The 12,397-nt window shown below is 53.0% G+C and carries 14 protein-coding genes; 12 read left to right on the top strand and 2 right to left on the bottom strand.

Annotated features, from left to right (window positions below; genetic code table 11):
• The first annotated feature begins 58 nt into the window (after window positions 1-58).
• The 12 genes from AC50X8_RS16990 (at window position 59) to AC50X8_RS17045 (ending at window position 11,081) form a co-directional block, all read left to right on the top strand.
• Complete coding sequence (locus tag AC50X8_RS16990; RefSeq protein ID WP_494862053.1) at window positions 59-1,018, top strand: AAA family ATPase; 960 nt, start codon at window positions 59-61, stop codon at window positions 1,016-1,018.
• Window position 1,019: 1 nt separating this feature from the next.
• Window positions 1,020-2,276, top strand: a complete 1,257-nt coding sequence (locus tag AC50X8_RS16995) for a DUF58 domain-containing protein (protein WP_155973519.1) — start codon at window positions 1,020-1,022, stop codon at window positions 2,274-2,276.
• Window positions 2,273-4,516 (top strand): DUF4129 domain-containing transglutaminase family protein, encoded by a 2,244-nt coding sequence (locus AC50X8_RS17000; RefSeq protein ID WP_494880560.1) that lies wholly within the window; start codon window positions 2,273-2,275, stop codon window positions 4,514-4,516. Before AC50X8_RS16995 ends, AC50X8_RS17000 begins: the two co-directional genes overlap by 4 nt.
• A 149-nt stretch (window positions 4,517-4,665) precedes the next feature.
• A complete protein-coding gene (locus AC50X8_RS17005; RefSeq protein WP_056041947.1) occupies window positions 4,666-5,190 on the top strand; it encodes a YqeG family HAD IIIA-type phosphatase in 525 nt (174 codons plus the stop codon).
• Complete coding sequence (gene yqeH / locus AC50X8_RS17010) at window positions 5,187-6,314, top strand: ribosome biogenesis GTPase YqeH (RefSeq protein WP_046229654.1); 1,128 nt, start codon at window positions 5,187-5,189, stop codon at window positions 6,312-6,314. The genes AC50X8_RS17005 and yqeH overlap by 4 nt, the downstream gene beginning before the upstream one ends.
• 70 nt (window positions 6,315-6,384) lie before the next feature.
• Window positions 6,385-7,263 (top strand): shikimate dehydrogenase, encoded by an 879-nt coding sequence (aroE, locus tag AC50X8_RS17015; RefSeq protein WP_494880562.1) that lies wholly within the window; start codon window positions 6,385-6,387, stop codon window positions 7,261-7,263.
• 43 nt (window positions 7,264-7,306) lie between these two features.
• A complete protein-coding gene (gene yhbY / locus AC50X8_RS17020; protein WP_099521038.1) occupies window positions 7,307-7,621 on the top strand; it encodes a ribosome assembly RNA-binding protein YhbY in 315 nt (104 codons plus the stop codon).
• Window positions 7,622-7,838: 217 nt separating this feature from the next.
• The gene (nadD, locus tag AC50X8_RS17025; protein ID WP_056041944.1) at window positions 7,839-8,441 is read left to right on the top strand and encodes a nicotinate-nucleotide adenylyltransferase; all 603 of its coding nucleotides are present in this window, start codon (window positions 7,839-7,841) and stop codon (window positions 8,439-8,441) included.
• On the top strand, window positions 8,419-8,991 hold the full coding sequence (yqeK, locus tag AC50X8_RS17030) for a bis(5'-nucleosyl)-tetraphosphatase (symmetrical) YqeK (RefSeq protein ID WP_494880564.1): 573 nt from the start codon (window positions 8,419-8,421) through the stop codon (window positions 8,989-8,991). Before nadD ends, yqeK begins: the two co-directional genes overlap by 23 nt.
• 3 nt (window positions 8,992-8,994) lie before the next feature.
• Complete coding sequence (rsfS, locus tag AC50X8_RS17035; protein ID WP_056041940.1) at window positions 8,995-9,342, top strand: ribosome silencing factor; 348 nt, start codon at window positions 8,995-8,997, stop codon at window positions 9,340-9,342.
• On the top strand, window positions 9,339-10,301 hold the full coding sequence (locus AC50X8_RS17040) for a CvfB family protein (protein ID WP_056041938.1): 963 nt from the start codon (window positions 9,339-9,341) through the stop codon (window positions 10,299-10,301). Before rsfS ends, AC50X8_RS17040 begins: the two co-directional genes overlap by 4 nt.
• A 15-nt stretch (window positions 10,302-10,316) precedes the next feature.
• The gene (locus AC50X8_RS17045) at window positions 10,317-11,081 is read left to right on the top strand and encodes a class I SAM-dependent DNA methyltransferase (protein WP_056041935.1); all 765 of its coding nucleotides are present in this window, start codon (window positions 10,317-10,319) and stop codon (window positions 11,079-11,081) included.
• A gap of 149 nt (window positions 11,082-11,230) precedes the next feature.
• On the opposite strand, the gene AC50X8_RS17050 is transcribed toward AC50X8_RS17045, so the two are convergent.
• Window positions 11,231-11,863, bottom strand: coding sequence for a thymidine kinase (locus tag AC50X8_RS17050; protein ID WP_056041933.1), 633 nt, complete (start codon window positions 11,861-11,863; stop codon window positions 11,231-11,233).
• A gap of 112 nt (window positions 11,864-11,975) precedes the next feature.
• Window positions 11,976-12,197 (bottom strand): hypothetical protein, encoded by a 222-nt coding sequence (locus AC50X8_RS17055; RefSeq protein WP_056041931.1) that lies wholly within the window; start codon window positions 12,195-12,197, stop codon window positions 11,976-11,978.
• Between the last annotated feature and the right edge of the window lie 200 nt (window positions 12,198-12,397).

The raw sequence follows: 12,397 nt of genomic DNA on the forward strand, positions 1-12,397 counted from the left end.
CTGTAAAATGGAACTATATGCCTTTATCCATCTTGATACGCTGCGGGAGGTTATTCATATGGAAACGCGACAGGTTGACATGCAATTATGCGCATCTATTCTTACTAATCTAAATTATAGTATTTTGGGAAAACAAGAGCAAATCGAAAGACTGATGATTGCAGTGATCGGCGGCGGGCATGTACTGTTAGAGGATGTTCCCGGCACGGGAAAGACGCAGCTCGTAAAGGCGCTGGCTCGTTCAATCGGCGGCCAGTTCAGGCGCATTCAGTGCAATCCGGATTTGCTGCCTACTGATATAACAGGCGTGTCCATTTATCATCCGAAGCAGGAGGAGTTTTTGTTCAGGCCGGGTCCGGTCATGACCAATTTGCTGCTGGCTGACGAGATCAATCGGGCGACGACCAAAACCCAATCTGCGCTGCTGGAGGCGATGGAGGAGGGCCATGTGACGGTAGACGGCGACACCTACGCGCTGCCTCATCCGTTTATGCTGCTTGCCACGCAAAATCCAATCGAATTCGAGGGCACTTATTTGCTGCCGGAAGCGCAGCTTGACCGTTTTATGATGAAGCTTTCGCTCGGCTATCCTAGCGAGGAAGATGAGCAGAAGATGATTATGGGCGGCGAAGTTCGGCTGCAGCCGGAGAGCCAAATTGCCCAAATCGCCGATGTGGACGATATTATCCGCATTCAGCAGCAGGTGCAGGCTGTCCATATGGATGAGGCGGTGGCCAAATATTTGGTCAGCATTGTCAGAGCTACACGCGAGCATCCCGGTATCCAGCTTGGCGCCAGCCCGCGTGCTGCCCTTTCGTTTGCCCGGGCGGCCAAAGCAGCCGCTTATTTGGAGCAGCGCAGCTTTGTTACGCCTGATGATGTGAAGAAGCTTGCTTCGCATGTATTGTCTCACCGGCTCTCCCTGCATACGGAGGCCAGAATGAACGGCCTCAAAGCGAGCGAGCTGGTCGATCAAATCATGGAACAGGTAAGAGTGCCGGTGAGATTGGAGCGCTGATATGGGAATGCGGACGCTCAGCTTGCAAGGCAGACGACTGCTCATTAGCGCGTTTCTGTATGGAGGAGCGCTGCTTTACTTGTTATTTCAAGGCGGCAAAACGGCCGTCATGCTGTTCGTCATTATGAATGCGCTGCTGCTTTATTTGCTGCTAGGGCGCTTTAGCGGCATTAGCAAAGTAAGCGGCAGCCGCAGCTTGCGCAAATCGGATGGCGGCCATGGCGATTATGCGCTGGCGGCCGGGAGCTCGCTAACGGTCAAGCTTTCGGTGAAGGTGCCCGGGTATTATCCGATACCGTTTGTGCTTGTCCGCGATCAATTGCTGCGCAACAATGGACAAGCGCTGCAATTCGAATCATCCTTTGTGCCGAATTTGAAGCGTTCCGGCGAAGTGCTGTATACGACACCTCCGCTGCAGCGCGGTGAATATCGCTTCGGGGCTACCGCCTGCTCCTCCCATGATGTGTTTGGGTTGTTTGAGCATTCGGGCAGCTTTACCGAGGAGTCGGTGTTCAGCGTGATGCCTCAAATCGTCCCCCTTCGCCAGCAGCGCGGTTTGCAGCTTGGCGCGCGCGGGCCATACTCGCACGCTATTGCTTCACGCTCGGCGAAGGAGACGACCCAAATCAATGGCGTGCGCGAATATGTGCCTGGCGACCGCTTGTCGCGGATTCACTGGCATGCGACGGCGCGCACGGGACATTGGAAGTCCAAGGAGTTTGAACGGGAGTCGCTGCCCCGAACGCTTATTATTATCGATCGCGATGCCAAGGCTTACAGCGGGGCGCAGGCAGACCGCTTTGAACTCGCGGTATCAGCGGCCGCTTCGCTCATTGAGAGCGGCGGGCGAGGAGAGACGGCTATGGGGCTGCTGTCGGCCGGATCGCAGCGGGCCATCTTCCCTCCCAAGGCGGGTGCCGAGCAACGGGGGGCGATTATGCAGCATTTAACGGCGGTGAATGCCGATGCGGAGCAGCCTTTATATCAGACGCTGCTTGCATCGGAGTCGCTGCTTGATTCGGGCTCAATTGCGCTTGTTATTTCTACAGCTTCGGGCAAGGAGGCGAGCGCCAGCTTGGAATGGCTCGCACGCAAAGGGCTGCAGCCTTGCCTGCTCCATATTGCGAATGTGGACGGGCGGGCCGCCGTGATGAATCAGGACTGGCAGAAGCTGCTGCGCGCCCGAGGCTGGCCGGTATTTACGCTCACGCAGCTGCCTGAGCTGCCGGCTGTGCTTGAAGGAGGCGGCGGAGCATGAAAAATACTTTAAAAAGATTGAAAGAATATGCCGCGTTTGAGTGGTACAGCCGAATATCCCGTATCATTATTATTTTTTCGCTGCTTAATTCGATTGCGGTTTTTGAAAACTACTGGTGGCAAGCTACATTTACCTCCATTTATATGGCGCTGCTGCTTGCGGGGGCAGTTGACGTCTTGCTTCCAAGGATGAGGCGCAGGCTGCGGCTGCCGCTCCAATTGCTGCTCGTCGTGGTATCAACATGGTTAGTAGTAGGCGCATCTCCCAGCTTAACCGGCTCAGAGGAAGGCTTGCGGAAATTCGCCGCTATGATATGGAGTCTGCTGATCCAGTTCAACCCGTATATTTGGTTTAGCCTGGCTATGCTTGCCACGTACTTGCTGTTCAGTGCCTGGACGACGTCGCGCATTCGGCTATTCGGATTTATTGGGGCGAATTTGCTCGTTTTGACGGTTGCCGATTCATTCACGCCGATCTGGCTGTGGGACAATGTGGCATGGGTCGTATTGCTAGGGCTCATATGGCTCGCAGCGGGGCATTTGCACCAATTTCAGCGTCACCATCCAGGAAGCTGGAAGGAGCTGCTGCATTATCCTTTGCAATTATTTATGCCTATTGCGGCGGTGCTTGCGCTGCTGATGGCGGCAGGCCTGTTCATGCCATCGATTTCGCCTGTGCTTCGTGACCCGTATACGATTTGGAAAGAATCGAAGGGTGAGAAGGTCAATGTTTTTTTAGGTGAAAAAGGCTCGGACCCAGGTGGTGTAACGCTGGACACAAGCTCCGGCTATGGGCGTGATGACGACCAGCTTGGCGGCGGCTTTAACTTCGATTATTCGCCAGTCATGACGGTTGCAAGCTCCCATCGGAGCTATTGGAGAGGGGAAACGAAATCATTTTATACCGGCAGCGGCTGGCTGGAGCTGGATGAAGGAACGGAGCCGAACAACGTCAATCAGTTGAAAAAGGAGCAGGAGCTTTCCCTGCCGTATGATCGCAAGCTGGCAGACACGATTGAAGTGGAGCAGACGGTGACGATGATTCGGAAGGACCAGTATCCCGTTTTATTTGCTGCCGCTCCGATTAATCGCATTCACTGGATTAATGATCCGGAAGCGAATTTATCCTACCGGCTCACCTGGGCGCCTGACGACCAAGAGCTGCGTTTTCCTTTGCAGGGAAGGGGAAGGCAGCCCTATCCGGAATCATACTCCGTCGTGTCCACCGTTCCCGTGCTGGATGAAGCGAAGCTCCGCAGCACAAATGCGCGCTTGTACAGCTCGAATGAAAATGATCATTATACACAGCTGCCCGATAATTTGCCAGGCGAGGTCAAGCAGCTTGCTGAGGAATTGACCAAAACTGCGACCAATGACTATGATCGGGCAAAAATGCTGGAATCGTATTTGCGTTTGAATTTTGTCTATACGAATGAGCCTGATCTGGGCAAGCTGACGGGAGAGTCCGATGATTTTGTCGCCCAGTTTCTGTTTGAAATCCAGGAAGGCTATTGCGATTATTTTTCTACAGCTATGGCGGTGCTGGCCCGTTCCGTTGACCTGCCTACCCGCTGGGTGAAGGGTTTTGCGCCAGGCGCATTGCCTGCCCTCGGTGTTGATGCAGCAGATCGCTTTGATATCGATACGTTTTTACAGGGGGAAGGCACGTATACCGTGCGCAATTCCGATGCCCACTCTTGGGTAGAAATTTATTTTGAAGGTTATGGCTGGGTTTCCTTTGAGCCGACAGCAGGATTTTCATTCCCTTATACGATTGCCGGTGAAGATGCAGCGGCGCCTACACCGGAAGTAGAAGAGGATACAGACGAGGCGGTTAAGGCGGCAGCTGCCGAGAAAGCCGACGTTTCGTACAAAGGCTTTTATATAGCAGGTATTTCCCTGCTTGTATTATTGCTCGCGGCTAGCTTGATTGTACGCCGTCAAGCGCTGAAGGCGGCGTGGCTTCGCTTCCGGTTCCGCTCCTATACGGCGAATGAACGCATCGTATGGGAAACGGAGCGCCTGCTCCGTGTTTGCCGGAGAAAGGGGCTAAAGCGCTCTGAGCATGAGACGCTGCGGGAAGCGGTGCAGCGGTTTGCTCAGCATCGCACAGATATTCGCAGCGAGCTGACTCAGGTGCTGAACGATTTTGAACGAGCCAAATATAGTGGCGCCGAGGCAGCTCCAGAAGAGGCTGAGCAATTTGTGAACAAAGTCAAGCATGTTATTTCGCTATTATAATGAACAGCTTTTATCCGACTATATATAGAAGGAAAAATTCAGCCTGCCGCTGTCCAAACAATGGACGGCGGTATTTTTTTGCAACAAAATCGTTTTTTATGTTATAGTTTCGTAAGATAGCAGGAGAAAAGCAAAGGGGTTTAACGCTTATGTTCAAGAAACTGTTGCCACATATGCGTGTGGATACGGTTTATGATATTCAATTAGATGAGCTGCATAAGAAGGGAATTCGCGGCATTATTACGGATCTGGATAATACGCTTGTGGGAGCGCGGGTGCCGCTTGCAACGCCCGAACTGGTCAAATGGCTGGACGATGTCCGTGAGCGCGGCTTTAAAGTCGTTATCGTATCGAATAATAATGTAACCAGAGTGTCCAAATTTGCAATGCCTTTGAACATTCCGTTTATTCATGCTGCGCGCAAGCCGGCTAATACGTCGTTTCGCAAAGGGCTAAAGGTATTGGAGCTGAAAGCGGAAGAGACGGTAGTCATTGGCGATCAGATGCTGACGGATGTGCTGGGCGGCAATCGAATGGGATTATATACGATTCTTGTAGCGCCAATTGCTCCTGCTGATGAAGGAATCATGACTCGGGTCAACCGCCGAATTGAGCGTATCGCCAAATCGAGCCTTGGCAAAAACGGGTTATGGAATGAGGGGGAGAAGAAGTGAAGGAAGAGCAGCTTAGTCTGGCCGCGCAGTCTTGTGCGGGCTGTGGCGTAAAACTGCAAACGGAAAATGCAGAGCTTCCTGGCTTTGTGCCAGAGCAGGCAGTAGTTAGGGAGCCGGCTATATGCCAGCGTTGTTTCCGTATTCGCAATTATAATGAAGCATCGTCGGTGACGGTGGATCAAAATGAGTTTCTGAAGCTGCTGAGCAGCGTAGCAACAACCGACAGCCTCGTTGTGCATATTGTCGATTTGTATGATTTTGAGGGCAGCCTGATTTCGGGCTTGCAGCGTTTTGTTGGCAACAATCCCGTGCTGCTCGTCGTCAACAAAGTCGATTTGCTGCCAAAATCAATGAACCTGAACCGACTGCGCAACTGGGTGCAGCAGCAGGCGAAGAGCGAAGGGCTGCGTACGCTGGATATCGTGCTGTGCAGCGCGAAGCGCAACATCGGTTTCGAGCATGTCATTGAGGCGCTTGATCGTCACCGTAAAGGGCGCGATGTGTATGTGGTCGGCGCCACCAACGTTGGCAAATCTACACTCATTAATCGCTTGATTAAAGATTACAGCGATTTGGAGCGCGAGCTGACGACGTCCCGCTATCCGGGAACGACGCTTGATGCGGTTCACATTCCGCTGGATGATGACAAGTTCATCATCGATACGCCCGGCATCGTCTATCCGACGCGAATGACGGAAATTGTGCCGCGCGGATTTCTGCAGTCGCTGCTGCCGGACAAGCCGATCAAGCCGCTTGTGTATCAGCTCAATGACCAGCAGACGCTGTTTATCGGCAGCTTAGTCCGGTTTGATTTTGTAGAGGGCGAGCGCCAATCGTTTACGCTGTACATTTCTAATGCGCTCAATGTGCACCGGACGAAGATGGAGCGCGCGGATGCGCTTTATGAGGACCATCAGGGCGAGCTGCTCGGCGGACCATCTCGCGAAGAGCTTGCGGAGATGCCGGCATGGACGCGCCACTCGCTGCGCGTGCCGCGGGGAGCGAAGAAGGATGTATTCATCTCTGGCCTAGGCTGGATTCAGGTGAACGGAGAGGCAGGCGCCTTGCTCGATCTATATGCCCCGAAAGGCATCAAGGTGCTGCTTAGGGATTCATTGATTTAACGGCCATGATGGGAGAAGCTCATCATTGCGTTTTACACTTCATAGCAGCTGAGAGGGGATATTGGCGGAAATGAGTGCGGGAGAAATCCATAAAGCTATGCAGCGCATAGATAGCCATACAGTGCTTTACGGTGTAATTGGTGACCCCATTCATCATTCCAAGTCACCCATTATGCTGAATCGCGCTTTTCAGGAAACGGGCATTAACGGCGTTTATTTGGCTTTCCACATTACGGCAGGTGAGCTGTCCTCTTTCGTTAGCGGCGTTCGGGCGATGGGCATTCGGGGAGTGAATGTGACGATTCCTCATAAATTGGATATGATGAAGGAAATGGATGAAATCGACGAAAGCGCGCGAGCGGTAGGGGCGATGAATACCATTGTCAATGATAACGGCCGCCTGATTGGCTACAATACTGACGGCATCGGCTACGTCCGTTCCCTTAAGGAAGAGGCGGAGCCGGACCTTGCCGGGAAGAAGATCGTCGTGATCGGAGCAGGCGGAGCTGCGCGCGGCATTGTTTATGCGCTCACAGGCGAGCAGCCGGAGCGCATCACAATCGCTAACCGCTCACTCGGCAAGGCTGAGGAGCTTGCAGCAGCACTGCGCCACCGTGCCGACATTGCAGCAGTCACGAATGATGAGCTGCGCACGGTATGCGCGGACGCGGATGTCGTAATCAATACGACCTCTCTAGGCATGTATCCGAATGTGGACGAAAGTCCGCTTGATGCTTCATGGCTGAAAGCGGGCTGTGTGGCCAGCGATTTAATATACAATCCGCTGCAAACGAAGTTTTTGCAGGAAGCTGCGCTTCATGGCTGCCGGACGCATGGCGGTCTGGGCATGTTTATTTATCAAGGCGCGTATGCTTTCGAATATTGGACAGGGCAGCCTGCGCCTGTTCAAGCGATGCGCGAGACGGTACTCGCTGCCCTCCAGGGCTAGCAGCATTTTTCTTATTACTATTTGAAAGAAGGAACATAGAGCGATGCTTACAGGGAAACAAAAACGTTATTTGCGCGCGATGGCGCATCATTTACAGCCGATTTTTCAAGTCGGCAAAGGTGGAACGAATGACCATCTTGTACGTCATATTAATGAATCGATTGAGCTTCGCGAGCTGATCAAGCTGTCCGTGCTGAACAATTGCATGGATGATCCGAAGGAAATCGGGGTTGAAGTAGCAGCAGCAGCTAAAGCCGAGCTGGTACAGGTTATCGGCAAAACGATTGTGCTTTACAAACGCGCATCGGAAGAGAAAAACCGCAAAATCGAATTGCCAGCTGTCAAAGCGGGACGCTAAAGGCTTGCGAGGAAATGAGTGCCCGCAATTTGTTCAAATATAGGAAAGTATATGATTTCGCCATACTTTCTCTATATTTCTCGGACTGAAACGCGCCGCGCCGCCAGAGGACGGCGGAAGCCGTTTCACCTTGCCGCTTTTGCTGGCAAGTATCTAGCGGTACTTATTTCGCCGCAATGACTAAGTGTGAAGTCTACAGATAAGGAGGACTGCGGCTATGCGTAAAATCGGCATTATGGGCGGAACGTTCGACCCGATCCATCTCGGACATCTCATTGCCGCAGAAACAGCGCGCACAAGCTGCGGGCTGGATGAGGTGTGGTTTATTCCCTCGTTTTTGCCTCCGCTTAAAAGCCATGAGCCTGGCGAGCACAGCGAGCTGAGGCTGCAGATGGTGCAGGAAGCTATAAAAGGCAATCCGCATTTTCGGGCATTGGATATAGAGCTTGCAAGAGGCGGGCTCAGTTATTCGATTGATACGGTTCTAGAGCTGAGGCAGCTGCATCCGCACGATTCCTTCTCCTATATTATTGGAACTGACCGGATCAATGATTTGCCCGGGTGGCACCGGATTGAGGAGCTGGCGGAGCGGGTTGCTTTCATCGGGCTTAATCGAGAAGGCACGGAATCGGAAGCCGGCGAGCTGCCGGACTACTTGCAGCAGCGGCTGACGTATATCAATATGCCGCCAATCGGCATTTCATCTACGGCGATTCGCGAAGCGATTCAAGCTGGCGGCAGCTTCCGCTATCTCGTACCGGAAGCTGTGTTTCATTTTATTACGGGGAGGGGCCTTTATGGAGCGCGATCAAATGATTGAGTCGGTGAAAGCGCAAATGCCCGAGAAACGCTGGAAGCATACCGAAGGCGTGATGGCAACGGCGGTTCAGCTGGCGGTAAGGTTCGGGGAAAACCCGGAGCAGGCGGAGCTGGCGGCGATTTTGCATGATGTGGCGAAATATTGGCCGGTCGACCGCATGGAGAAGGTGCTGCGGGACCAGCAGCTGGCGCCTGAATTGCTTGACCAGGATAAAAATTTATGGCATGCCGAGGTGGGCGCCTGGGTGGCGGAGCATGAATATGGCGTGACAGATACGCTGGTGCTGGATGCCATTCGCTTCCATACTTCGGGACGCCTTGCGATGACGCGGCTGGACAAGGTCGTATGCCTCGCGGATTATATGGAGCCTGGGCGCGATTTTCCCGGTGTTGACGACATTCGCAGGCTGAGCAAGGATAGCTTGGAGCAAGCGCTGCTTGCGGGGTTTGATTCAACCATCCTGCTGCTGCTCAAAAAAGGCAAGGCCATTTTTCCACTGACAATAGATGCACGTAATGGTTTAATAGAAGAGTTAAAAACAGGAGGCTGAGTTATGACGGTACATTCGGAGGAGCTTCTGCAAGCAACGGTTGCTGCAGCGGAAGATAAGAAGGCTATGCGTATTGTAGCTTTGAATTTGCAGGAAATTTCCCTGGTAGCGGATTATTTCGTAATCTGCTCGGGTAATTCGGATACACAGGTACAGGCGATTGTGACGGAAATCCGCAAATCCGCGGAGCTGCGCGGCGTACGCGTACGCGGCATTGAAGGGATGGATTCCGCACGCTGGGTGCTGATTGACCTTGGCGATGTTGTTGTTCACGTATTCCACCGCGATGAGCGTGAGTATTATAACATTGAAAAGCTGTGGTCTGACGCCAAAGTTGTGGAGTTCGCATGAGCTTGATCGCCGGTACGACAATAACGCTAAGGGTGGCACGTGAAGTGTCGCCCTACGGCTATTTTTTGACCGATGGCGAATCCGAGGTGCTGATGCATTATACGGAGCTGGTCGGCAGCAAGCCTAAAGTTAACAATGAGGTTGAAGTATTTATATTTTTTGATACCGAGGATCGGCTGGCGGCGACGATGAAGCGTCCGCTGGTGAAGCTCGGCGAGATGGCCCGGCTTAAGGTTGCCGATGTCCATCCGCGGCTGGGCTGCTTTCTTGAAATTGGTCTTGGCCGTCAGCTGCTGCTGCCGCTTTCGGAGCTGCCGGAAAATATCGATTATCGTCCGCTGCCAGGCGATGAGGTTCACATTGTGCTGGGCCATGACAAAAGCGGCAGGCTTATTGCCCGGCTTGCGGGCGAGGATGAGCTTGGGCCGCTCGTATTTGCGGCACCAGATTCCTGGCGCAACCAGTGGATCGAAGGCTGGGTAACGAAATCGCTGCAAATGGGCTCGTTTGTCCTAATTGATGGCGGCGTTGTCGGCTTCGGCGCCTACGGTCTTATTCCGGCACCGGATCGCCTGCGCCCGCTTCGGCTTGGCGAGCGTGTCTCGGCCCGGATTACCTTTATCCGCGAGGATGGACGGGTGAATTTGTCGATGGGCCAGCAGAAGGAAGTGGGCCGCCTTGAAGATGCCGATCGTCTGCTCGCCTTTTTGAAGGAGCGTCCGGGCGGCGGCATGCCTTATTCCGATGAGACGGAAGCGGGCATTATTAAGCAAAAATTCGGCATTAGCAAATCGGCATTTAAGCGTGCGATCGGCAAGCTGATGCGCGAGCGTCTTATTACCCAGAAGGGCAACTGGACCTATCTAGTGGAAGCGACAGGAGACAATGGCGCAGCAGGCGATGCTGCCAAGTCGAACGATGGCGAAGCTTCTGCTTCCGAAGGCTCATCAGAGGATTAAGGAGGGGCTTTCTAGGTGGAGTCATATGGCGAGTTCGCTGCGGTATACGATGAGCTTATGAGCGACATGCCTTACGAGGATTGGCTGTGGTTCACACAGCAATGCTGGGAGCGTTATGGCAAGCCTTCTGTTATTGCCGATCTTGGCTGTGGGACAGGCTCTATTGCGATACCGCTGGCTTTGGCCGGCATGCAAGTGTACGGCATCGATTTATCTGAGGATATGCTGACTGTGGCACGCAGCAAATGGGATGAGGCGCTATCTGCCGTCCAAGGCGCACGTGCAGGCACAGCAACCTGGCTGCAGCAGGATATGAGGGAATTGGATCTGGGCGCGCCTGTGGACGCGGTTATATCGTTCTGCGACTGCGTCAATTACTTGACGGAGGAAGCCGATGTAATCGCCGCTTTCGAGGCGGTATACGCGGCGCTTCGCCTTGGCGGCGTATTTCTGTTCGATGTGCATCCGAAGGCACAGCTCATTCGTTATGCGGAGGAGCAGCCATTCGTGCTGGACGAGGACGGGGCTGCCTACATTTGGACATGCGAGCTGGATGAGGAGCGCTGCGAAATTGAGCATCATTTGACGATTTTTGCGCATGAAGGCGGCGAGCGGTTTCGCCGCTTTGAAGAAATGCATGTGCAGCGGGCTTATGAGGCGGACTGGATAGCGGAGCAATTGCACGCAGCCGGATTCAGCAAGGTCGAGCGTTTTGCCGATTTCAAGCTGCAGCCCCAAGGCGAGCACTCCGAGCGGCTTTTTTTTGCAGCGGTAAAATGATAATACGGCGTTCTGCTGGAACGCCAAAAGGCTTGCGCGGCCGTCATGCTCAACAGGAGCAGAGCGGCCGTACAAGCCTTTTTTGTGCTCGTATTACAGTTGCTGGGAGATCGGCTGTCGCATTTTCGCTACAGTATGTTTCCCTGCAATCAGAGCTGCGCAGCAGCGTCTGTATGCTCTTCACTCGCTTCTTCCACCGCTTTATGCGGAGGGACGAAGCAATGGCGGCAGCGGGGCTCGTAGCTCTCCGTATCGCCGATTAAAATGACTGGCCCCAGCGTCGCTGGCTGGCCGTTAATGACGCGCTGCGTGAACGCTGCGTTCGCATCGCCGCATACTGCGCAGAAGGAAGTCAGCTTTACGATTTCGTCTGCAATGGCAAGCAGCCCGCCGATATAGCCGAAGGCTTTGCCGCGGTAATCCATGTTAAGGCCGTCTACAATGACCTGTTTGCCGTTATAGGCAAGCTCCTCTACAAGAGGGATGATCGTTTTGGAGAAAAACTGCACCTCGTCGAAAGCGACGACGTCGGCATGCTTCGTATCCTGCAAAATGCGCTCCGCCATCTCGGGCGTAAGCTCCTTCGGAATGTTGAAGGCTGGCAGCCGGTAGCCAATGCGGCTTACAATTTCCTCGCTGCTGAACCGATTATCTTCCGCAGGCTTATACGCTCTTACTTTTTTGCGGCCATATTGCAGCAATTTATGACAGCGCCGTATGAGCTCGCCGGATTTTTCCGAGAACATTGGGCCAATAATGACCGTAATCCAACCTCTATCCATATGGCCTATTTCTCCCTTACACTTGAGTCCATGTGTGCCTGTATCATTTTAGCAGGATTACCCTGCGATGCAATGTGAAGGATGTATGCTTTTTGAATTGCTTTATCAAAAATTATTCTCGAAGCGCGTCCTTCAAACGGCTGTTCATGGAAGTGCCTGCGGCTGCCCCACGTGCAGCAGCGAGCCGCCATTTTTTAACTTCCTGCTTCAAGCGATCGTTCTCTGCCGCTAATAATTCGATGCTTTCCAGCAGCTCGGGATTCGTATATCCGGCATCCTTAAATAGCTTATGCACTGCCTCGCGGAGCTGTTCAGGCGTTAAAATTTCGTTCATATTAACCTCCGTATCAATTAAAAATGACTCTACCACATCATATCCGTATCTGTTAAAATAGTCGAGTGGCCTAAAACCGGGTCTCATAGATAGGCGTATTTTTTCATTTGACTCCACCTATATATTGATGTAGAATCAAATTCAGCAACTACATCTTGTTGTGTAGCACGGAAATCGACACTTTAAGTCTACTAGCGCAT

The organism is Paenibacillus sp. JT22N15 (genome assembly GCF_059383755.1).